Raw genomic sequence first — 20,943 nt, 5'->3', positions numbered from 1 at the left:
GTCACTCGAAAAAGCGTCGTGCAGCAACAAGTTCGTCTGGTAGCGCAATTTCCGACGAGTGAGGGGCGGAAGAAGCGCTCAGATACCCCGTCCGGGATTGAGAATGCTCTTCGGATCGAATGCGGCCTTCACCGCAAGCATCAACTGGCGTTCGGTCTGGCCGACCATGTCTGCCATGTACGGCGCTTTGAGAACCCCGATACCGTGTTCACCGCTGATCGTTCCGCCCAACGCCAGTGCGCCGGCAACGATGTCGTCGAAAGCTCCGCGCGCACGATCCTGCGCTCCCGATTCGGCAGCGTCGAACACGATGGTCGGGTGAAGATTGCCGTCGGCGGCGTGGCCGAAGGTTCCGATCGTGACACCGTGGCGATCGGCCGCTTCACGAATGCATTCCAACATGGACGGCAACGCCGGCACTGGCACCGCGACGTCGTCGAGAAGTACCGTGCCCAACGCCTCGAGAGCTGGCAACGCCATCCGGCGGGCGGCAGTGAACTCTTCACCTTCCACCGGATCGTCGGTGTGGAAAACCTCTCGAGCCCCGGCACTTTCGCACGCCGCGGCGCAGTCCGCTGCCTCGGCGGCCGCCGACCTACCGTCGCACTGGATGAGCAGCATCGCCCCGGCCGATTCGTCCAGCCCCATCTTCGTCAGCCGATTGACCGCGCCGATGGTGACGTCGTCCATCAATTCCATCTGACACGGTTCGGCCACTGCCGACACGGCGAGGACGGCTTCGATCGCGGACTCCGCGGAATCGAAGAAGGCGACGACGGTGGTCGCGGCAGTGGGCGCCGTACGCAACCGCATCGTGGCTTCGACGATGACCGCGAGCGTTCCCTCCGAGCCCACGAGCAGATGTGTCAGGTCCAGCCCCGCAACATTTTTGCGCGTCCGTGCACCGGTACGGATCACACGCCCGTCGGCGAGTACCGCCGTCAGGGCCGCGACGTGATCACCGGTGACGCCGTACTTGGCGCAACAGATGCCGCCTGCATTTGTCGCCAGGTTGCCGCCGATACTCGAGATGGCCCGGCTTCCCGGATCCGGTACGTACCAAAGGCCCTGCTGTGCAGCAGCTTCCGCCAGGTCACCATTGATCACTCCGGGCTCCACCGTGGCGGTGCGCGCGGCAGGATCGATCTCGAGAATGCGATCCATGCCCGCGACGCTCAAGACGATACACCCGTCGAGCGCATTGGCAGCGCCGGCCAACCCGGTACCTGCCCCTCGTGTCACCACCGGAACGGAGAGTTCGTGCGCCACCGTCATAACCGCGACGACGTCGTCGACCGTCTTCGCCTTGACCAGCGCGGCGGGCCTTCCGGCTGCAGTGAGCAGTGATTGATCCCGGACGTACGCGCCCATTCGGTCGGGATCGGTTGTCGCCCTGTCCCCCACCGCTTTCTGCAAGCGTTCACCCAACAGATCGATACTCGTGGTCATTCCGTTCGTCCTTCGTAGAATCCGCGCACATGGCGCTCGACCAAATCGGCGGCCTCGTCAGCTGCGCCGCGCTCGATCGCGTCGGCGATACCCTCGTGCTCGGCCAGCAGTGCGCCGAGCGTGGCCGCCGAGTTCTCGCGCGAGTCCAGTTCGCTCAGCAGGTAGCCGGCGATGCTGTCGCGGAGAACCGTCATGACCAACCCGAACGCCTTGTTCCCGCCCGCTCCGGCGAGCGCAACGTGAAAGTCGACGTCGGCGTCGTGGAATGCGACCGAGTCGTCGGCCCGGGTTGCGATGCGCATTCGCTCGATCGCAGCCCGGGCGTCGTCTGGCACGACGGCGACGGTTCGCAGCGCAGCAGCTTCGAGCAGCACTCGCAATTCGACAAGATCGCCGAGCGGAACCGCGCCCACTTGCAGTGCCGTACTCAGAGCGGTGGCCGCAGAATCGGCGGTGTGCTCGTGCGTCACCCGAGGCCTGGCAGTAGAGGTGGTGTCCGCGCCGGTCAACAATCCCTGTGCTTGCAGGACACGAAGTGCCTCGCGCACCGTCGATCGACCCACCGAGAAGGTCTGCGCGAGTTCCTGTTCGGTCGGCAACGCCTCGCCGACGGGAAGCGAGCCGTCGAGTATGGCAGCACGGATTCTTCCCGACACGGCAAGGCTGAGCGGCATGCGCGACAACGGAGTCGTATCCATGCCGCGACGCTACCACCCCTTGCCTGCTTGTCTGACAAACTGTTTAATTGAGGAGATTCGTGACCCGGACCACAACAGACAAGGTGTCGACCATGACCGACAAGCTCGAATTGGATCCAGCAACCACAGCCGTCGTGCTCATCGAGTACCAGAACGACTTCACCACCGAGGGCGGTGTTCTTCACGAGGCCGTCGCTCCGGTCATGGAATCGAACGGACTCCTCGCGAACACCACTGCGCTGGTCGATGCGGCTCGGGCGGCAGGTGTCACCGTGATGCACGCACCGATCACCTTCGCCGAGGGGTACAACGAAATCACCTCGCATCCGTACGGCATCCTCAAGGGCGTCGTCGACGGCAAGGCTTTCGTGAAGGGTTCCTGGGGAGCTGCGATCGTCGACGAACTCGCCCCGAAAGACGGCGACATCGTCATCGAGGGCAAGCGTGGACTCGACACTTTTGCCAGCACAAACCTCGATTTCATTCTGCGCAGCAAAGGAATTCGCACGATCCTTCTCGGCGGCTTCCTGACCAACTGCTGCGTCGAATCGACCATGCGCACCGGATACGAGAACGGTTACCGGGTCATCACACTCACCGATTGCGTGGCAGGCACTTCGGTCGCCGAACACGAGAACGCGATCACCTACGACTACCCGATGTTCTCGCACCCCGTCACGTCGAAAGAGGTGCTCGGCGCGCTCTCCTGAGAGGACTACCTGGAATGCGCGAGAAGGAATTCACGGCTGACGTTGGTGACACTGGCGTGAACCTTCTCGTGCAGCAGGTCGTGACCGGCGTCCTCGAACTCGCGCATCTCGACGTTGCGCAGCGTCCGCGCCCAGTCCCGGACGGGATCGACCGGGGCGATCCGGTCGTCGGTACCGTGAACGACCAGCACTGGGATGCCCGCGTCGGAGAGTTCCGCCCACCCGTGTTGCTCCACCGCGCTGCGCGGAATGCCGCACAACACGGCGGACGCGAATTCGTGATCGCGATGAGCCAGCACCGTCAGCGCAGTCACGGCACCTAACGAATGACCCATCACCGCCTGCGGAACTTCGGGCAGTTCCGCCAAGGCGATGTCAGCCAGCGCGGCTGCATCGGCAGCAAGATCGGAGAGCGGAGCCCCGACTCCCGGATCACCCTCCGACAAACCGTGCCCGGTGTGATCGATCGCCCACACGTCGATCCCCGACGCCGTCATTGCGCCCGCGAAACGGTGATACTGCCCGCTGTGCTGACCGAGGCCGTGCAGAAAGACCAAAGACACAGTGGGCACTGCGCCCCCTGCCGCCGGCCAATGCCGAAAGTGCACCTGACCGGTTCGTCCGTCGAAGAAGGGCATGCTCGTCATTCTGCACTCTCCTACGGGTATCCGCGGGCGGTGGGCGATTACTGGTGGGTTGCCTTGTCGGTGAGCGATGGCACAATCTCCGTGTGTTCCTACTCGATGATCAGATCGTCTACAGCGCCAGTGACCTCTCGGCCGCGGCCTCGTGCGAGTTCGCACTGTTGCGGCAACTCGACGCCCGAACCGGTCTGATCTCAGCCGAGGCGGCCGAGGCGGATCCGATGCTCGAGCGGACGTCGAGCCTCGGCGACTCGCACGAGCGCGAACAGCTTCAGAAGTTCATCGATCAACACGGAGACGGCGTCGTCGTCATGCCGCGACCGGAACACTCACGCGCAGGCCTGACCGCCGCCACGTTGGCCACCGTCGAGGCAGCCCGATCGGGCGCGCCAGTCATCTATCAGGGAACCTTTTTCGACGGCCGATTCCTCGGGTTCTGCGATTTCCTCGTCCGCGAAGGCAACACCTACGCGGTCTACGACAGCAAGCTCTCCCGGCACGCCAAGGTGTCGGCACTTCTACAACTCGCCGCATACGCGGATGCGTTGGAGCGCAATGCAATTGCCGCCTCCGATCAGGTTCATCTACTGCTCGGCGACGGCAGCACGTCGTCGCACGACATCGGAGACATCGCGCCGGTATTCGCAGCACGCAGAGCTGAACTCGAACGAGTCCTCGACGAGCACCGTGCTGAGGGGAAACCGACACAGTGGCTCGACGATCGGTACCTGCGTTGTGGTCGATGCGACACCTGCAGCGTCGAAGTCGAAAGTCATCGGGACCTGCTGCTGGTTGCGGGCGTCCGCGGCCATCAGCGTGAACAACTGATCGTCTCGGGGATCACGACAATTGACGAACTCGCCGCGAGCACCGGCCCTGTCGAGGGCATCCGACGGGAAACACTCGACAAACTCCGTGCGCAGGCCGCGGTTCAACTTCGTCAGGAACAATCCGGCGACGCCGAATTCGAGGTCTACGAACCCTCGGCGCTCGGCGGACTACCCGTCCCCGACGACGGCGACATCTTCTTCGACTTCGAGGGCGATCCCCTATGGGCCGAGGACGGATCCACCGACTGGGGGTTGGAATACCTTTTCGGTGTGGTCGAAGGGCCGGCGGACGACTACGTGTTCAAGCCGTTCTGGGCACACGATCGCGACGGTGAACGCCAGGCACTCCTCGACTTCCTCGACTACGTCACCGCGCGCCGAGAAGCTCACCCCGGCATGCACATCTATCACTACGCCGCGTACGAGAAATCGGCGCTGTTGCGCTTGGCCGCACGTCACGGTGTCGGCGAGCAAACGGTGGACACGCTGCTCAGCGAGAACGTGCTCGTGGACCTGTACCCGATCGTCCGTGCCTGCCTGCGGATCGGACAACGCTCGTACAGCATCAAGAAACTCGAGCCGCTCTACATGGGTGAGCACGGCCGCGACGGCGACGTGACCAATGCCGCCGCTTCGGTTGTCGCTTATGCCGACTACTGCCAATTGCGCGACGGCGGACAAGCCGACCAGGCCAGGGAACTTCTTCAGGGCATCTCCGACTACAACGAGTACGACTGCGAATCCACTCTGCGCCTGCGCGATTGGCTTGCCGAGCGCGCCGCAGAACACGGCGTCGAACTTCGTGAGCCGACCGGGCAGATCAAGATTCCACTCGAGGAGCTCACCGAATCGGAGATCGCGCTCCGCGAATTCGCAGGACACAAGGCAGGTTCGGCGCGTACCCCCGATCAGCAGGCAGCTGCTCTACTGGCTGCTGCGGTGGGGTACCACAATCGTGAGCGGAAGCCGTACTGGTGGGCCCACTTCGACCGATTGGTCACACCGATCGAAGACCTGGTGGACATCCGCGACGTCATGGTGGTCGAACAGTCCGAAATCGAGGCGGACTGGCACAAGAGCACCCCACGTCAGAAGAAGTTCCGTCGACACATTCAGCTGACCGGAAGTTTCGGCACCGGAACGTCTTTGAGCCCGGGCAGTGATCTGTTCGCTCTCTACGCAACCCCCTCCCCCGATGCTGTTGCCAGCGAGAACCCCACCCAACGCGGCACCAGCAGCGTCAAGGTCACGGCCGTGGTCAAGTCCGAAGGACTCGACGTGGTCACCGTCGAAGAACTGCTCGGCGGTGACGAATACCTCGATGCTCCAGTCGCATTGGCACCTGGTCGTCCGATTCCCACCGGACGCATGGAGAAGTCCATCGCCGCTGCCGCATCCGGCGCCAGCGAGATCCTGCCCGAACTGCCACCCGTAGCAGCGGTCGACATTCTCCGGCGCAGCACCCCGAGGACACGCTCGGGTTCACCGCTCCCGCCCGTCGGCACCGACAACAACTACGCGGACGCCATCACCGCCGCACTTCTCGACCTCGATGATTCCTACGTGGCAGTACAGGGTCCCCCTGGTACGGGCAAGACCTACACGGGTGCTCGTGTCGTCAAGACACTGATCGAACAACATCAGTGGCGAATCGGAGTGGTGGCTCAATCACATTCGGTGGTCGAGAACATGCTCGGCGGCATTCTGAAGGCCGGAGTGGACCCTGCGCTGGTCGCGAAGAAGGGCAGCCGCAGCAAGACCGCAGAATGGCAGGACATCGCATCCGAAGAATATGCGGGATTCATCGCCGAGGCCGAAGGCGTCGGCTGCGTCATCGGCGGCACTGCGTGGGACTTCGCGAACACCGATCGTGTTCCAGCGGGCAGCTTGGACCTGCTCGTGGTGGACGAGGCGGGCCAGTTCGCGCTCGCCAACACCATTGCCGTCGCGATTTCCGCGCGAAACCTGTTGCTGCTGGGCGATCCGCAGCAGTTGCCGCAGGTGAGCCAAGGTACTCACCCCGAACCTGTCGACGAATCGGCGCTCGGTTGGCTCGCCGAGGGACACGGCGCACTGCCACCCGAACTCGGCTACTTCCTCGAGAAGACTTGGCGGATGCACCCGGATCTGTGTGCGCCCGTGTCCGCATTGTCGTACGAGGGCAAGCTGCATTCCCAGGAAACCGTGAGTGCGGCAAGAAAACTCGACGGACTCGCTGCCGGAGTGCACACGGTGTTCGTCGATCACCGCGGCAATTCCACGTACTCCCCGGAAGAGTCCCACGAAATCGTTCGCCAGATCCAGGGCCTTCTCGGTACGCCATGGACCGATCCGAGCGAGTTCGAGGGAACCCGGCCCCTGGAGCAGTCGGACATCCTCGTGGTCGCGGCATACAACGCCCAGGTCGGTACCGTCGAGCGCGATCTCACCGAAGCCGGTCTCACGGAGGTCGAGGTCGGGACCGTCGACAAGTTCCAGGGCCGCGAGGCCGCGGTGGCAATCGTGTCGATGGCCGCATCTGCCGTCGAGGACGTCCCGCGAGGAATGTCGTTCCTTCTGTCGCGGAACCGCCTCAATGTTGCTGTCTCCCGCGGCAAGTGGTGCGCGATCATCGTCCGATCACACGCGTTGACGCAGTACATGCCGAGCACGCCCGCAGGATTGGTGGAGCTGGGCGCGTTCATGAGGTTGACGAGCTAGCCAAATATTTTCACACCCAAACGCTGCCCTACCCGAAGCACTGTCCTACCCGAAACACTGCCCTTCGCCGCGGTAGGTGGGAACCGAGGTTCGGGTGCCGTCGGCTTCGACCACATACACGCGGTCGAAGCGCTCGCACAGCTCGCCGGCTTTGGCGTGACGGAACCATACGCGGTCGCCGATCGCGATGTTTCCGGCTTCCTTCCCGGTGACCGGCGTCTGGACTTCGCCGGCTCCTTCGTTGCGGAGCAGCTTGAGACCAGCGGGCCAGACCGGTGACGGAACGCGGGTGTCTCCGGCAGGTCCCGACGCGATGTATCCGCCGCCGAAAAGGGTCGTGACGGACGGCGTCGGCTTGCGCACGGCCGACAGTGCGAAGAACAGCGCCGGATCGGGACGGAAGGCACGGTAGCGGTCGAACAGGGTCGGTACGTACAGTCCGGATCCTGCTGTTACCTCGGTCACCACAGGATCGGCCGAGCTGACCTCCAGCGACCCCGTACCGCCGCTGTTGACGATCTCGAGTGCACCCACGGCATCGGTGACGGCCGCGACCACAGCGCCCCTTCTGGACGCCAGTTCGCGGGCAGAGGCCTTCTTGACCCAACCGATCGGAGCGCTGGTGTCCGGGAGGCCGGCGATCTGGGCTTCGTAGAACATCACTCCGACAACGGAGAATCCGCGCTGGCGAGCACGCGCCGCGAGTGCGGCGACCGCGGCAGGTTCGCGCAGCGGCGAGCGTCGTACACCCAGATGGATCGGACCGATCCGCAGTGACGCATCGACGTCGAGACATACCCGGACAGGCGCATCTCCCGTCGACGCCGAACGAATGAGATCCAACTGCGCATCGTCGTCGACCATCAAGGTGATCGATTGAAGGGCGGTGTCATCGGCAGCGAGATCCGCGATGGCGCCACGATCGGCGGTCGGGTATCCCATCAGGATGTCCCGTGCGCCGAGCCCGACCAGCCACAGAGCCTCGCGCAGTGAGTACGCCATGATTCCGCGGAACCCGCCGGATGCAGTCAGTGTGTCACCGAGAGTTTCAGTCAGAACCGTACGACAACGAACCGATTTGCTCGCCACTCGCACCGGGGTTCCACCGGCGCGGCGCACCAGGTCGGCTGCATTACTGCGCAGTGTGGTCAGATCCAGAGCAGCCAGAGGCGGGTCGAGTTCTCGCGTGGCAGCAGTGAGTCGATCGAGGGTCCTGGTCACAGATGATCCAATCGTCGCGGCGTGCGACCAGTCAATCACCAATCCTGGACGTATGTCCAGGATGGCGGTTCTACTGAGGCGCGACCACTGCTTTATTGGCGATTACCTGAACCATTTCTCCGAACTCGGCAATAGTCGCGTCGGAGTCACGATCGACCAGCCATCGCAGAACAAGGCCGTCGATCATTGCAAGACTCAGTCGCGCAATCGAACTCAACGGCTCCGTCCACACCGTGCCCGATATCTTGGCGCACTCTTCGAGAAACGACACCGCGAGCTCATCCATGATTCGGTACTGCTCAAATGCAACTGCCCCAGCACGTTCGGCTCCGAGATTGCGACTACGCAGTGCCTGCGCGGTGATTTCGTAGGTCAACAACTGGCGATCCGGAGTTGCTTCGATGGTCGGCCACATTCCGGTCAGGCCGATATGCAGCAATTCCCTGAGCCCCTGCACACCACTGAGATCCGGCGCATGGCGGACCTGCGCGAACGCATACTGCATCGACGCACTGAGCTGCAGAATGAGCGTTTCACCCATTGCCGCGATCAGCGCTTCCTTGCTCTCGAAGCAGTAATGAACGACGCCGAGCGATACGCCGGCCTCCTCTGCCACCGCCCTTACCGTCACAGAACTGACACCGCGCTGTTCCGCAATAGACAAAGCGGACTCGACCAATTGTGTGCGGCGTTCGTCCGCCGGAAGCCTGTTCAGCATCCAATGATCGTAGAACGCAAATGACAAAATCTTCGCGCAATACTTGCCTGGACGACCGTCCAAGTACATTATTGCGTAATGGCTTCGGACACTTGGCAGAACTGGGCGGGCACTCAAAGTGCCGCGCCGCGTCGCTTTGCGACGCCGACAAATACCCGTGAACTTTCGTCGTTGGTCGCCGAGGCCGCGGCGCGCGGCCAACGTGTGAAGGCCGTCGGCGCCGGCCATTCGTTCACCGGTGTCGCGGTCACCGACGGTGTCCTCGTTAGCCTGGACAACTTGAGCGGAATCGATTCGATCACGCCGACCGACGACGGTGCGCTGGTCACTGTTTTTGCAGGCACTCGCCTTCATGCTCTCAACGACGCCTTGTGGCAACGCGGATATGCGATGGCCAATCTCGGTGACATCGACGTCCAGTCACTGGCCGGCGCGACGTCCACCGGCACGCACGGCACCGGCGCACGATTCGGCGGTATCGCCACACAGATTCGCGGAATCGAGATCGTTCTCGCCGACGGATCTGTCGTTACCGCAAGCGCCGACGAAAACGTCGAATTGTTCGAAGCGGGCCGCCTCGGATTGGGCGCAATCGGCATCATTTCGAAGATCACTCTCGCCTGCGTCCCGCGATTCACACTTCGCGCAATCGAGGAACCCGACACGCTGTCTCACATACTGGACACCCTCGAGAGCGATCGTCTGGGCTTGGACCACTTCGAGTTCTACTGGTTTCCGCACACCGACCGTGTCCTGACGAAGAGCAATACGCGACTGCCCGGAGATACCGAACCCGATCCAGTGGGCAAGGTTCGCGCGTTCGTCGACGACGAACTCCTCTCGAACACACTCTTCGAAGGTGTCAACCGCGTTGCCACCCTGGCACCGGCCGCGATCCCGAGAATCAACAACGTGTCGTCTCGATTGCTCGGCGCCCGGGAGTTCACCGATCGCAGCTACCGAGTATTCGCGTCTTCGCGCCGGGTGAAGTTCAAGGAGATGGAATACGCGATCCCCCGCGAACACGTCACCGAGACACTCCACGAAATCGACCGCTGGATGAAGAAGTCCGGAACTAACGTCGCGTTCCCCGTCGAAGTACGTTTTGCTGCCGCCGACGACCTCTGGCTCTCGACTGCTCACGGTCGCGACACCGCATACATCGCCGTACACCAGTACCACCGACGACCCGAAACCGAATACTTCGCCGCAGTGGAAGCCATCGCGCGCGCCGTCGACGGCCGGCCGCATTGGGGAAAAATGCACAACCGGACCGTCGACGACCTGCGTCCTACGTACGACCGACTCGACGACTTTGTCGCCGTGAGAGACAAGTACGACGCGAATCGTGTGTTCGACAACGAATACTTGCGTCAGGTACTCGGCGACTGACGGTCAGCGCCGCAGCAGTTCCGCTTTTCGTGCATCGCTCGCAAACGAGGCTTTGATCGAGTTCCGGGCGAGGGTTTCTCGCTCGGCCTCGGTCAGACCCAAGGCTCGGCCCAGTTCGGTGAAATTGTCGTCGACGTATCCCCCGAAGTAGGCCGGGTCGTCGGAGTTGACCGTGACGATCAAACCCATCTCGAGCATCGATCGAAGCGGATGATCCGACAGCGAATCGAACACCCGCAGACGAACGTTCGACAACGGGCAGACCGTCAGTGGAATCTCCTCGTCGACCAGACGCTCGATCAGGGCAGGATCCTCGAGTGCCCGGACTCCGTGGTCGATCCGCTCGGCGCCGAGAATGTCGAGTGCCTGCCAGATGTACTCGGGCGGTCCCTCTTCACCGGCGTGAGCGACAACGTGCAAACCCTCGGCACGCGCGCGGGCGAACACGTCCTCGAACAGTGACGGTGGGTTGCCTACCTCTGCGGAGTCGAGCCCGAGCCCGACGATCGGAGCCTGCAGGCGAATTATCTCGGAGAAGATCTCCTCGGCGTCCTTGACGGGCTGATCTCGGAGGATGGCGGCGATTGCCGCGCTGCTGAGCCCGAACTCGCGCTCGCTCGATGCCACCGCATCCATGATCCCGTCCAGGACCTCGGTCAGCGGAACACCGCGGACTACGTGCGCCTGTGGATTGAAGAAGAACTCGGCATGCGCGACGCCGGCCGCAGCCGCCCGGCGGAAGTACGCTCGTGTCAGGTCGGCAAAATCCTCCGCGGTGCGCAGGACGGCCATGTTGGCGAAGTAGAGATCGAGGAACGACTGCAAGTCGGTGAACTCGTACCTCGACTTCAGATCGTCGATGTCCTTGTACGGCAGATCCATTCGATTGCGCTCGGCAAGTCGGTAAATCTGTTCGGGCTCCAGAGAACCCTCTATGTGCATGTGCAGTTCTGCGACAGGTGTAGCCATGTCGGTGTTACCGCCCCTTCCAGACCGGGGCGCGCTTCTCGGCGAACGCCGTCGCACCCTCGCGTGCATCTTCGGATGCGAATACCGGCGCCATGACCTGCAACTGCTTCGCGAAAGCTTCATCGTCGGACCAACCGCCGGCCTTGACGATGATCTCCTTGGTGACCGCTACCGCGAGCGGTCCGTTGCGGGTGATTCGATCAGCCAGCTCCAGTGCGCCGTCGAGCGCCTTGCCCGGTTCGGTCAACGTGTTCACGAAGCCGTAGCGGTATGCCTCCTCGGCGGTGAAACTGTCGCCGGTCAGCGCCAGTTCCAGAGCCTTCTGGTACGGAATCCGCTTGGGCAGGCGCAACAATCCGCCGCCACCTGCAACCAGTCCTCGCTTGACCTCCGGGATACCGAACTTCGCTTCGGACGACGCCACCACCAGGTCGGTGGCAAGCACGAGTTCCGTGCCGCCTGCCAACGCGAAGCCCTCGACCGCCGAAATGATCGGCTTACGCGGTGGCCCTTCCGTGAATCCGAGACCGCGTCCCGGCACGAGGACGTTCTCGCCGGCCACGAATGCCTTCAGATCCATACCGGCACAGAAGTTTCCGCCGGCTCCTGTCAGCACGGCCAAGGACAGATCGTCGTCCGCATCGAGCTCTTCGACCGCGGCGGCCAACGCGTGACTGACCGCCGAGTTGATGGCGTTACGCGCCTCGGGCCGGTTGATGGTGATGATCAGTGTCCGCCCGCGCCGCTCGGTGAGAACCTCGTCCGCCATGATGTCCCTCTCGTTTGTCGACCACGCTCGCGTGACTACGCGACGTTGCGTTCGACAATACGGACGAAGCCATCGGGGTCGATCTGCGCGGTGTCGTGAGTGCAGAACCACCCCTGGGTGAACCTCGTCGAGGTCGCTTGCGGCGAGTTCCAATACCGACGCGTGACACTCGGTCCACGGCACAGCAACTCACCGAAACCACCTGGAGCATCCGGGCCGTACAACGCCACTTCCATTCCACCGAAAGCGATTCCGACGCTTCCGAGGTGGGTGGGCGCCGACTCGGTTGGCAGAATGAGACCAGCCCCACAGGTTTCGGTTTTACCCCACCCGATCACATGCCGAGCAGCCGGGAACAGGGTCAGCAGCTTGGATTCCTGTTCGGCCGTGATCGGCGACCCGCTGCAATCGATCCACTGCACCGACCTCGAACCGGAACGCGCCGCCGGCCCGAGCGTGAGCAACCGTGGCTCGAGCAAGTCCTCGGGCCGCCCGGTCACGATGTCGACGGTATGCACACTCTCACGCCAGAAGTCCCCGGCGAGGACCACCGTTCCACCGACCACCAACGTCGCGAGCACGTGCACGAACTGCCGTACCGACTTGAAGTCGTTGTCCACCAGCAGATTCCGCACACCTTCGACGCCGTAGTCACGCGAGTGCAGAATTCCGACGATGGCAGAAAGCACGTTCTCGTTGCTCAACTCGACGCCAAGCATCTCGCCCGAAGAATCCGCGGTGTACGCGAGGATCGCCATCTCGTCCGGGGCGGCGCCGTCGTCGATGAACGGAACACCGTGCGGGAGTTCCCCATCGAGCACCAACACCGAGCCACTGTCCGCGATGACGAAGTCCGCCGCGTCATCACTCAAGTGCACACCGACGGAGACCGGAACACCGCCGGCGAGGATGACGCCGAGGCACGCCTCCATCCACCTCACCCCAGCGGCGACACGAATGGCCACACGGTCACCGATCTCGACGCCCCGCGACTTCAGCCCTCCCGCGACCCGCGACGCCTCGGCCCACAGCTCCGCGAAGGTGACCTGCTCGCCGTCGACCTCCTCGACCGCGACGCGTGAGGAGAACCGATGGACGGCGATGTCCAGTAGTTCGGACAACGACGGGTCCAGTTGGCTGTACCGAAGCACCCCGTCACCGGCGCGGGTGACGCGGGCGTCGGCGAGGAGCTGATTCGAACACGGGTATTCCACAAGCGTCGACCGCATCAATACCTCCACGTCACTGACAACCCACCGGCCATTCGACTATATGACGTGGATCACAGTTCGTGGAGGTCTCTGGCGATAATCGTCGCAAACTTACTTTCCGGAGTAGACCGCTTTGCCCGGTCCGACGTCGAGGAAACTGCGGACAGCGCCGCGTAGGTCATCGGTGGCGAACAGCGCACCGGACACTCCGGGAGTCACCGAATCCGCATGAGCGATCCCGCCGGAACGCCAGGCCGCGACGATCTGCTTGGTGGCGTCGTGGGCTCGCGTGGGTCCGTCCGCCAGCCTGGTCGCCAGGGCACGCGCCGCAGCATCGACATCGTCGTGAACTGCATTGACGACGCCCCACGAGTGCAGGGTTACGGCGTCGTAGAGGTCGCCGGTCATGACCAACTCCCGAGCCCGTCCGGAACCGGCACGCTCGGCCAAACGCTGCGGTCCACCCATGGACGGCGTCAGTCCGACCACTGTCTCGACCAGTCCGAACTTCGCCTTGGGCGCCGCGAGGATGATGTCGCAGGCCAAGGAGATCTCGAATGCAGCAGTCAGCGTCAACCCGTGCGCCGCATAGATCACCGGGCACGGCAACGCCTCGAGCGGATGGCAGATCTGGGCGAACAGTTGGCGCCACAACTCCGCGCCCTGCTCCGGGTCGAGGCCGTCGAACACATGGACGTCGACGCCGGCCGAGTTGACCTTGCCCTCGGCGCGCAGAAGCACCGCGCGCGGTGGGTTTTCGGTCAGCGCCGCAACATCGGCGATGACCGCGTCGAACATGGCCTGATCGAACAGATTGAGTGGTCCGTGCGCGAACGTCAGGACAGCCACCTCGGCACCACCATCGGTGGTGAAGCGCTCGAGACGGGTGGGATGCGATTCGGGAGCAGTCATCCCGCCACACTGCCACATCGAACCGGCCTACGATCGTCGGGTGGACGGTCTGAGAAATGCGCTCGCGGACGTTGTGGGACACCGGTTCGTCGTCACCGACGCCGACGTGTTGACGACCCGTTCCACCGATCAGACAGGGCGGTACACGGGCCGTGCCTGCGCCCTGGTCCGACCGGCCGATACAGCCGAAATCGCTGCACTGCTGAACGTGTGCCGCTCCCGCGGTGTACCGGTCACCGTTCAGGGCGGGCGAACGGGCCTGGTCGCCGGCACGGTGCCAGAACACGACGACGTCCTGCTCTCCACCGAACGCCTCGCGGCGATCGGCGACGTCGATCTTGCCGCCGGGCGGATCACCGCCGGGGCGGGAGTGACACTCGCGCAGGTACATTCCGCGGCGGCCGCCGCCGGTTTGAAGTTCGGTGTCGACATAGCCTCGCGGGACACTGCGACGATCGGCGGCATGGTGTCCACCAATGCCGGTGGCCTGCACACGGTTCGATACGGGAACATGGCCGAACAGGTGCTCGGACTCGAGGTGGTACTCCCCGACGGAACAACGGTGCGCCGGTCACCGAAAGTGCTGTCGGACAACTCCGGATACAACCTGCCCGCGCTGTGGGTCGGTAGCGAAGGAACTCTAGGGGTGGTCACTTCCGTCGACCTGAAATTACGGAAGATACCAACCTACCGCGTGACGTCGCTGATCGGTTTCGACACACTCCAAGACGTCGTCGAGGCGGGGCGAGTGTTGCGCACTCTCGACGGCGTCGACGCACTCGAATTGTTGGACGGGCGCGGTCTCGAACTGGCCGCACGCCATTTGAAAGCCGCGGTTCCGACAGGGCGACCGTGGTACCTCCTCGCCGAGGTGTCCGCGGCCCACGATCCGCTGGAAGACCTGGCCGAGCTGCTCGAACGCATCGGCCCACCGCAGACCCCGGCCGTGGCGGTCGACGCCCCCGGCTCGACGCGCTTGTGGGCGGCCCGCGAATGCTTCGCCGAGGTGGTCGGATTGTTCGGTCCCCCACTGAAATTCGACGCGGCGCTACCGCTGGACTCGCTTGCCACCTTCACCGAGGACGCAACGGCGGTGATCGCGAGCCGAGCGCCCGAGGCAATTCCGATCCTGTTCGGACACGTCGCCGAGGGAAACATCCACCTCAACGTCCTGAACTGTCCGAACGCCGACACCGTGTATCGCAGTGTCCTCGAACTGGTTCGCGATCACGGCGGAAACGTCAGTTCCGAGCACGGGGTGGGCTCGCTCAAACGCAACTATCTGGACCTGGCCCTCTCGGCGCAGGACATAGCCACGATGTGGGCGATCAAGCGAGCCCTTGACCCGAGCGACTATCTCAATCGCGCAGTGATGTTTCCCGACGCGCTTCGGCACTGACGGCCATCGCGTCGTCGTGCGCGTCCCCGCGTAAAGGCCGGGCGAAGCACACCGACGCGACGAAACCGATGAGCAGCACACCCGCAGGTAGCCAGATCGACTCCGACATCGCCGTGCTGAACGGTTCACGGACGAACTCTGGGAGGTGACCCACGCCGGCTTCCGAACTGCCGCCGGTCAGTCCCTGAGCCGCCAATCGCGCGGTGATCAGAGCGCCGATCGCAGCGCTGCCGAGAACCGCACCCACCTGCCGGGTGGTGTTGTAGACGCCGGCGCCCGCGCCCGCCTGCATCGGAGGCAGGTTGTGTGTGGCGGTGGCCGCGAGCGGAGACCAGATGCACGCGTTGGCGAAGCCGATCAGGCCGATCGGCAGGAGCAGTTCCCAGATCGCGACGTCGGGAGACATCACCAGTGCCAGCCAACCCAAGGCGACGGCGAACAGCAAGAAGCCGGTGCCGGCGATGTAGCGCGGATGTGTCTTGTCGACGAGCTTGCCGATGATCGGGGCGAAGATACCGGTCAGCACTGCCATCGGAACGAGCAGCAACGCCGACTGCGTCGGGGAGAGGCCACGAACTGCCTGTGTGTAGAACATCAGCGGAAGGACCATCGACGTGATCGCAAAGCCCATCGCGGTGATGGCGACATTGGCGAGTGAGAAGTTGCGATCCTTGAAGAGCTCCAAGGGAAGCAAGGGTTCGTTCTTGTTGCGCGACTGGTAGAACACGAACACCGCGAGCAACACCACACCGGCGCCGATCAGGCTCCAGACGAATCCGTTCCAGTCGTACGAACTGCCTTCCTGGATTCCGAACACCAGAAGGAACATGCCTGCGGCACTGAGAATCACGCCGGGGATGTCGAACTTGTGCTCGCTGGTCGGCAACGACGGAACGAGCTTCCACGCGAGCAGGAAGGCGATGACACCAACCGGGACGTTGACGATGAAGATCCATTCCCAGCCGAGATTGTCCACCAGGACGCCACCGGCAAGCGGACCCACCAGGGTGGCAACACCGGCAACGGCGCCCCACAGACCCATTGCGGCGCCACGCTTGTTCGGCGCGAACGTGCGTGTGATGACGGCCATCGTCTGAGGCGTCATCATTGCAGCACCAAGACCCTGGAAAGCCCTTGCGACGATGAGCATCTCGACGCTGCCGGACAGACCACACCACAGTGATGCGCCGGTGAACAGTACGAGGCCGATCATGTACAGGTTCTTCGGACCGAACCTGTCACCGAGTCGGCCCGTGACGAGCAGCGGCACCGCGTACGCCAGCAGGTACGCGCTGGTGACCCAGACGACCTTGTTGATGTCGGTGCCGAGGTCCTCCATGATCGCGGGGTTGGCGACAGCGACGATGGTGCTGTCCACCAGAATCATGAAGAACCCGATACACAGCGCCCACAGCGCGTGCCAGGGATTGACCTGCTTTTCCATCTTCAGTCCTTAGGTAGTGCGGACGAGCCTGCGGAGCCGGCCAGCCGGTCGAGAAGTTCTTGTGAGAGCCAGGGCATTTCGCCGCTCTCGATGTCTGTCACCAACGCGCCGATCCACTCTCTTTCGGCGACGGTCAGTGCGTGGGCGTAGTCCGCGCCCACCGTGAAGATTCGTGGTTTCTCCGCGGCCTTCACCGCTTCGTAGTCCACCTCGAATTTCGCAATCGTCTTGTCGAGGTGCGCGAGACGGATCCGAAGCATCTGACACGCAGTCGATGCGGAGAGGTTGTGCATCTCGGCAAGCGCGAGTGGCAACCGCGGATACTCCCGCACCGGAACCGCCAACATCTCGCGTAGTTGATGTTCGAGGGCATCACGGCCGCGGGCAGTGATCTCGTACGTCGTCCGCTCCGGGCGGTTGCCCTCACGATCGGTCCCGATCGAAGCCAGAAGTTCCTGCTTCTCCAACCGGGAAACCGTGTGATAGAGCGATCCCGGCTTGATTTTCACCAGCTGATCGCCCCGCCGCACCGAGGCGAGTTGGTACATCTCGTACGGGTGCATCGAACGCTCGGACAGCAGGCCCAGCACGGTGATTCCCAAAGGCGTCAGTGACACGTCACCCATGAGTCCCCCTCCCTGACAAGCCGTAGTTGACTGACGAGCCGCAATTGACCATTTCTTGACTATTCCACCCGAAATAGTCCACATGGAATATACGACCTCTGTCCGTCTCGATCAACCCGTTCGAATCGGACTAGCCTGTAGCGAGTGGACGATCATCACCTCGACATCATCCGACTTGCCTGGGCGCGTGAGCTGGGACTCGGCGACTCGGCACTGCGTCCGGCGCACACGGCCCGGGTCGTCGGCGACGACATCCACGTTCTCGATCTGGCAGGCTCCGGTGCGATCGTCGGGCCACAGTGGTTCATCGAGCGCACAGAGGGCATCTCCGTCGACGCACTACTGCAACCGACACGCCTCCTCGAGATCGCCGGCGATCACGGCGGGCGAATCACCGGTCCCGTCGATCTCGCTTTCCTCGGCGACTACACGGACGCGCCACCCGACGAGCAACTGCTGATTTCCCACGAGGTCGACGCCGCCCTCGCCGTCGCTGCGCTGTGCCCACCCGACGACAGCACCACGGCCGACCTCGAGAACCGGACGCGGTGGTTCACCGCCGTCACCGATTCCACCGAGGTGCTCGGATGCGCGGCGTACTCCGAATTTCAGGGATTCGTGGCAGATCTCACGACCCTGACTGCTCCTGCACATCGCCGTCACGGAATCGGCTGTGCAGTAACGCTTCTCGCCGCGGAGGACGCTCTCGATTCCGGGTTGATCCCGCAGTTACGCACGAGTCGCGGCAGCGCGATCGCCGCGACGCTTCCACGTAAAGCCAAATTCGACGTTCTGGGGGCATACGCTCGGGTACACGTGCACCTGCCCAGTTGACACTCGAAATGACACTCGAACGAGAGGGACCGCAGATGAGTACGGAAGACGGCGCGAGCGAACCGACATTCGTCGAAGAGGGTCGTGAATTCAAACGCGACACCAACTACATCCCGACCCGGATCACCGAGGACGGTCGCGACGGTTACCCCGTCGAACCGGGGCGATACCGGTTGATCGTGGCACGTGCCTGCCCGTGGGCAAACCGCGCCATCATCGTCCGCCGTCTGCTCGGCCTCGAAGACGTACTGTCGATGGGCATCTGCGGTCCGGTTCACGACAAGCGAAGCTGGACTTTCGATCTCGACCCGGGCGGCGTCGATCCCGTACTGAAGATCCCGCGACTACAGGACGCGTACTTCGCCCGAGATCCCGAATACCCCAGGGGAATCACGGTGCCCGCCATGGTGGAGATCGCGACGGGCAAGGTGGTCACGAACGACTACCCACAGATCACCCTCGACTTCTCGACGCAATGGAAGAAGTACCACCGCGAAGGCGCACCGGATCTGTACCCGGAGCCTCTGCGAAACGAAATCGACGAAGTGGCCGAGTACGTGTTCCGCGACGTCAACAACGGCGTCTACCGCTGCGGTTTCGCCGGTTCACAGGAGGCGTACGACGAGGCATACGACAAGCTGTTCGCCCGCCTCGACTGGCTCACCGAACGTCTTGCCCGGCAACGCTTCCTGGTGGGAGACACCATCACCGAGGCCGATGTGCGCCTGTTTACCACGCTGGCGCGATTCGATCCCGTCTATCACGGCCACTTCAAGTGCAACAGAAGCAAACTCAGCGAGATGCCGGTGCTGTGGGACTACGCACGCGATCTGTTCCAGACTCCCGGATTCGGTGACACCATCGACTTCACACAGATCAAAGCGCACTACTACATCGTGCATTCCGAGATCAATCCCTCCGGAATCGTGCCCAAGGGACCGGAATTGACGCACTGGCTCGAACCGCACGGCCGCGAACAGTTGGGTGGCCGACCGTTCGGGGACGGCACACCGCCTCACCCGCCCATCCGGTCGGAAGTGGTTCCAGCAGAGCACTGGGCCACCAGATAGGTCGCGGCGGCTACTCCCCTGCGTACGTGCCGAAACTCCAGTACACACCTTCGGGATCACGGCAGGTGAACCCTCGCGAACCGTAGTCCTCGTCGCGCAATCCCTGCGTGATCGTGGCGCCCGCCGCGACAGCGCGTTCGTGGAGTGCATCAGCTGCGTCCGCGTCGTCCACGACGATGTACACCGAACCGATTCCAGGCGGCAGGCCGGCGATCGCCGAATCGGTGCGCGGCGAACCCAGCATGATGCCGCCACCGCCCGGCCAGTCGAGTTGGGCGTGGTCCACCACGTCTCCCTCGCCGTAGACGACCTTCTCCACGAAACCGAAGGTGCTCACCAGAAAGTGGATTGCAGCCCGGGCGTCGAGGTAGCGCAGTGTCGGCCAGATGGTCGTCGAACGAGATTCCGAAGTGGCGGTCATAACACTCGAACTCCTGCCTGGGAAAACTCACGAAGAAAACCGAGTCTCGTACGAGCCTATGGCCCCTGCGATCACCGCCGCTACCGAAAACTTCACCTATTCTCGAGATACGGTCCACCTCGCTTCAGAGGAGGACAACTGTGGAGGGGCAGCAATGAGCAAGTCGACGAACAACGACAGCGGGCGTATCGAGAAGGTCCTCGTTTCCGTTCTCGACAACGGAAGCCGCCTGCAAGCGCCCGCAGTGGCCAAATACGTCAACCACGTCCGTAAAGCGCACCCCGACGAGTCACCTGCTCAGATCGTCGAGCGGATGGAAAAGATGTTCATTCTCGCCGTGACCGGAAGCGGCAGCGCCGTCGGTGCCACGGCCGCGGTGCCGGGCGTCGGAACAGTCGCGTCCATCGCTGCAGTCGGTGCGGAATCGGCTTTCTTCCTCGAAGCGTCGGCGCTGCTCACATTGGCAATCGCGTCTGTGCACGGAATCTCCGTGCAGGATCATCAGCAACGACGTGCCCTGGTACTGGCAGTCGCACTCGGCGAATCCGGCATGGAGATCGTCCAGAAGGCCACCGGGATCACGGCCAAGAACTGGGGAACGGCAATCACGAGCAAGATTCCCGGACCCACGATGAGGGGAATGAACAGCACCCTCGTGCGGAAATTCGTGACCAAGTACGCCGCCAAGCGCAGCGCACTGATCCTCGGCAAGCTCGTTCCCGCCGGAATCGGTGCGGTCATCGGCGGTGCGGGTAACCGTGCCATCGGCAAGGGCGTCGTCAAGAATGCGCGCGAAGCCTTCGGACCGGCACCGGCCAGGTGGACCGATCACCTGATCGTGATGCCTGCCGACGATGCCGCAGTGCTTCCCCAGACGGAGACACGCCGGGCCATCCGCAGATAGCCGTCCGGGCCGTAGGCTCGCA

Annotated in this window: 19 protein-coding genes; 7 read left to right on the top strand and 12 right to left on the bottom strand. The window is 63.3% G+C overall.

Annotation, left to right across the window (positions count from 1 at the left end; all coding sequences use genetic code 11):
* Positions 1–78 precede the first annotated feature (78 nt).
* Together CPI83_RS09760 and CPI83_RS09755 are read right to left on the bottom strand one after the other, a co-directional pair.
* Positions 79–1,449 (bottom strand): FAD-linked oxidase C-terminal domain-containing protein, encoded by a 1,371-nt coding sequence (locus CPI83_RS09760; RefSeq protein WP_097387143.1) that lies wholly within the window; start codon positions 1,447–1,449, stop codon positions 79–81.
* Positions 1,446–2,147, bottom strand: a complete 702-nt coding sequence (locus CPI83_RS09755) for an FCD domain-containing protein (RefSeq protein WP_019749310.1) — start codon at positions 2,145–2,147, stop codon at positions 1,446–1,448. Before CPI83_RS09755 ends, CPI83_RS09760 begins: the two co-directional genes overlap by 4 nt.
* Positions 2,148–2,239: 92 nt before the next feature.
* Here CPI83_RS09755 and CPI83_RS09750 point away from each other — a divergent pair, with 92 nt between their 5' ends.
* Positions 2,240–2,857, top strand: a complete 618-nt coding sequence (locus CPI83_RS09750) for an isochorismatase family cysteine hydrolase (RefSeq protein WP_020908430.1) — start codon at positions 2,240–2,242, stop codon at positions 2,855–2,857.
* Positions 2,858–2,862: 5 nt separating this feature from the next.
* Here CPI83_RS09750 and CPI83_RS09745 read toward each other — a convergent pair whose 3' ends face one another.
* On the bottom strand, positions 2,863–3,504 hold the full coding sequence (locus CPI83_RS09745) for an alpha/beta fold hydrolase (RefSeq protein WP_020970182.1): 642 nt from the start codon (positions 3,502–3,504) through the stop codon (positions 2,863–2,865).
* 83 nt (positions 3,505–3,587) lie between these two features.
* Here CPI83_RS09745 and CPI83_RS09740 point away from each other — a divergent pair, with 83 nt between their 5' ends.
* Positions 3,588–7,031 (top strand): bifunctional RecB family nuclease/DEAD/DEAH box helicase, encoded by a 3,444-nt coding sequence (locus CPI83_RS09740; RefSeq protein ID WP_097387142.1) that lies wholly within the window; start codon positions 3,588–3,590, stop codon positions 7,029–7,031.
* Positions 7,032–7,076: 45 nt separating this feature from the next.
* Here CPI83_RS09740 and CPI83_RS09735 read toward each other — a convergent pair whose 3' ends face one another.
* Together CPI83_RS09735 and CPI83_RS09730 are read right to left on the bottom strand one after the other, a co-directional pair.
* On the bottom strand, positions 7,077–8,252 hold the full coding sequence (locus tag CPI83_RS09735; RefSeq protein ID WP_097387141.1) for an amino acid deaminase/aldolase: 1,176 nt from the start codon (positions 8,250–8,252) through the stop codon (positions 7,077–7,079).
* Positions 8,253–8,322: 70 nt separating this feature from the next.
* Positions 8,323–8,970 (bottom strand): TetR/AcrR family transcriptional regulator, encoded by a 648-nt coding sequence (locus CPI83_RS09730; protein WP_020908434.1) that lies wholly within the window; start codon positions 8,968–8,970, stop codon positions 8,323–8,325.
* Between the two features lie 78 nt (positions 8,971–9,048).
* On the opposite strand from CPI83_RS09730, the gene CPI83_RS09725 reads away from it, so the two are divergent.
* A complete protein-coding gene (locus CPI83_RS09725) occupies positions 9,049–10,362 on the top strand; it encodes a D-arabinono-1,4-lactone oxidase (protein ID WP_019749315.1) in 1,314 nt (437 codons plus the stop codon).
* A gap of 3 nt (positions 10,363–10,365) precedes the next feature.
* Here the strand turns inward: CPI83_RS09725 and CPI83_RS09720 are convergent, their stop codons facing one another.
* From CPI83_RS09720 to CPI83_RS09705, 4 genes are all read right to left on the bottom strand, one after another.
* Positions 10,366–11,331 carry an adenosine deaminase gene (locus tag CPI83_RS09720; RefSeq protein ID WP_097387140.1) on the bottom strand — a complete coding sequence of 322 codons (966 nt, stop codon included), beginning with the start codon at positions 11,329–11,331 and terminating at the stop codon, positions 10,366–10,368.
* A 7-nt stretch (positions 11,332–11,338) separates the two neighbouring features.
* Positions 11,339–12,100, bottom strand: coding sequence for a crotonase/enoyl-CoA hydratase family protein (locus tag CPI83_RS09715; RefSeq protein ID WP_019749317.1), 762 nt, complete (start codon positions 12,098–12,100; stop codon positions 11,339–11,341).
* Between the two features lie 35 nt (positions 12,101–12,135).
* A complete protein-coding gene (locus CPI83_RS09710; protein ID WP_042952424.1) occupies positions 12,136–13,329 on the bottom strand; it encodes an AMP-binding protein in 1,194 nt (397 codons plus the stop codon).
* A gap of 93 nt (positions 13,330–13,422) precedes the next feature.
* Complete coding sequence (locus CPI83_RS09705) at positions 13,423–14,223, bottom strand: enoyl-CoA hydratase/isomerase family protein (RefSeq protein WP_021344976.1); 801 nt, start codon at positions 14,221–14,223, stop codon at positions 13,423–13,425.
* A gap of 49 nt (positions 14,224–14,272) precedes the next feature.
* Between CPI83_RS09705 and CPI83_RS09700 the strand changes: the two genes are divergently transcribed.
* On the top strand, positions 14,273–15,622 hold the full coding sequence (locus CPI83_RS09700) for an FAD-binding oxidoreductase (protein WP_198586367.1): 1,350 nt from the start codon (positions 14,273–14,275) through the stop codon (positions 15,620–15,622).
* Here the strand turns inward: CPI83_RS09700 and CPI83_RS09695 are convergent.
* On the bottom strand, positions 15,582–17,066 hold the full coding sequence (locus tag CPI83_RS09695) for a DHA2 family efflux MFS transporter permease subunit (RefSeq protein ID WP_019749321.1): 1,485 nt from the start codon (positions 17,064–17,066) through the stop codon (positions 15,582–15,584). The two genes, CPI83_RS09700 and CPI83_RS09695, sit on opposite strands and share 41 nt — an antisense overlap.
* A gap of 2 nt (positions 17,067–17,068) precedes the next feature.
* A complete protein-coding gene (locus tag CPI83_RS09690; RefSeq protein WP_019749322.1) occupies positions 17,069–17,692 on the bottom strand; it encodes a PadR family transcriptional regulator in 624 nt (207 codons plus the stop codon).
* A 144-nt stretch (positions 17,693–17,836) separates the two neighbouring features.
* On the opposite strand from CPI83_RS09690, the gene CPI83_RS09685 reads away from it, so the two are divergent.
* Positions 17,837–18,526, top strand: a complete 690-nt coding sequence (locus CPI83_RS09685) for a GNAT family acetyltransferase (RefSeq protein ID WP_097387139.1) — start codon at positions 17,837–17,839, stop codon at positions 18,524–18,526.
* A gap of 35 nt (positions 18,527–18,561) precedes the next feature.
* Positions 18,562–19,596, top strand: a complete 1,035-nt coding sequence (locus CPI83_RS09680; RefSeq protein WP_097388160.1) for a glutathione S-transferase C-terminal domain-containing protein — start codon at positions 18,562–18,564, stop codon at positions 19,594–19,596.
* Between the two features lie 10 nt (positions 19,597–19,606).
* Here the strand turns inward: CPI83_RS09680 and CPI83_RS09675 are convergent, their stop codons facing one another.
* A complete protein-coding gene (locus CPI83_RS09675) occupies positions 19,607–20,017 on the bottom strand; it encodes a VOC family protein (protein ID WP_019749325.1) in 411 nt (136 codons plus the stop codon).
* A 154-nt stretch (positions 20,018–20,171) separates the two neighbouring features.
* Between CPI83_RS09675 and CPI83_RS09670 the strand changes: the two genes are divergently transcribed.
* Complete coding sequence (locus tag CPI83_RS09670) at positions 20,172–20,921, top strand: hypothetical protein (RefSeq protein WP_003945111.1); 750 nt, start codon at positions 20,172–20,174, stop codon at positions 20,919–20,921.
* Positions 20,922–20,943: the final 22 nt, after the last annotated feature.

The organism is Rhodococcus sp. H-CA8f (assembly GCF_002501585.1).
GTDB classification, from domain to species: Bacteria; Actinomycetota; Actinomycetes; order Mycobacteriales; family Mycobacteriaceae; genus Rhodococcus_F; species Rhodococcus_F erythropolis.
This window is presented reverse-complemented; position numbering and strand designations above follow the sequence as displayed.

Bases quoted from the DNA above. Each gene is read 5' to 3' on its own strand.
- CPI83_RS09760 (WP_097387143.1), bottom strand. From the start codon at position 1,449: ATGACCACGAGTATCGATCTGTTGGGTGAACGCTTGCAGAAAGCGGTG.
- CPI83_RS09755 (WP_019749310.1), bottom strand. From the start codon at position 2,147: ATGGATACGACTCCGTTGTCGCGCATGCCGCTCAGCCTTGCCGTGTCG.
- CPI83_RS09750 (WP_020908430.1), top strand. From the start codon at position 2,240: ATGACCGACAAGCTCGAATTGGATCCAGCAACCACAGCCGTCGTGCTC.
- CPI83_RS09745 (WP_020970182.1), bottom strand. From the start codon at position 3,504: ATGACGAGCATGCCCTTCTTCGACGGACGAACCGGTCAGGTGCACTTT.
- CPI83_RS09730 (WP_020908434.1), bottom strand. From the start codon at position 8,970: ATGCTGAACAGGCTTCCGGCGGACGAACGCCGCACACAATTGGTCGAG.
- CPI83_RS09725 (WP_019749315.1), top strand. From the start codon at position 9,049: ATGGCTTCGGACACTTGGCAGAACTGGGCGGGCACTCAAAGTGCCGCG.
- CPI83_RS09720 (WP_097387140.1), bottom strand. From the start codon at position 11,331: ATGGCTACACCTGTCGCAGAACTGCACATGCACATAGAGGGTTCTCTG.
- CPI83_RS09715 (WP_019749317.1), bottom strand. From the start codon at position 12,100: ATGGCGGACGAGGTTCTCACCGAGCGGCGCGGGCGGACACTGATCATC.
- CPI83_RS09710 (WP_042952424.1), bottom strand. From the start codon at position 13,329: ATGCGGTCGACGCTTGTGGAATACCCGTGTTCGAATCAGCTCCTCGCC.
- CPI83_RS09705 (WP_021344976.1), bottom strand. From the start codon at position 14,223: ATGACTGCTCCCGAATCGCATCCCACCCGTCTCGAGCGCTTCACCACC.
- CPI83_RS09695 (WP_019749321.1), bottom strand. From the start codon at position 17,066: ATGGAAAAGCAGGTCAATCCCTGGCACGCGCTGTGGGCGCTGTGTATC.
- CPI83_RS09690 (WP_019749322.1), bottom strand. From the start codon at position 17,692: ATGGGTGACGTGTCACTGACGCCTTTGGGAATCACCGTGCTGGGCCTG.
- CPI83_RS09680 (WP_097388160.1), top strand. From the start codon at position 18,562: ATGAGTACGGAAGACGGCGCGAGCGAACCGACATTCGTCGAAGAGGGT.
- CPI83_RS09675 (WP_019749325.1), bottom strand. From the start codon at position 20,017: ATGACCGCCACTTCGGAATCTCGTTCGACGACCATCTGGCCGACACTG.
- CPI83_RS09670 (WP_003945111.1), top strand. From the start codon at position 20,172: ATGAGCAAGTCGACGAACAACGACAGCGGGCGTATCGAGAAGGTCCTC.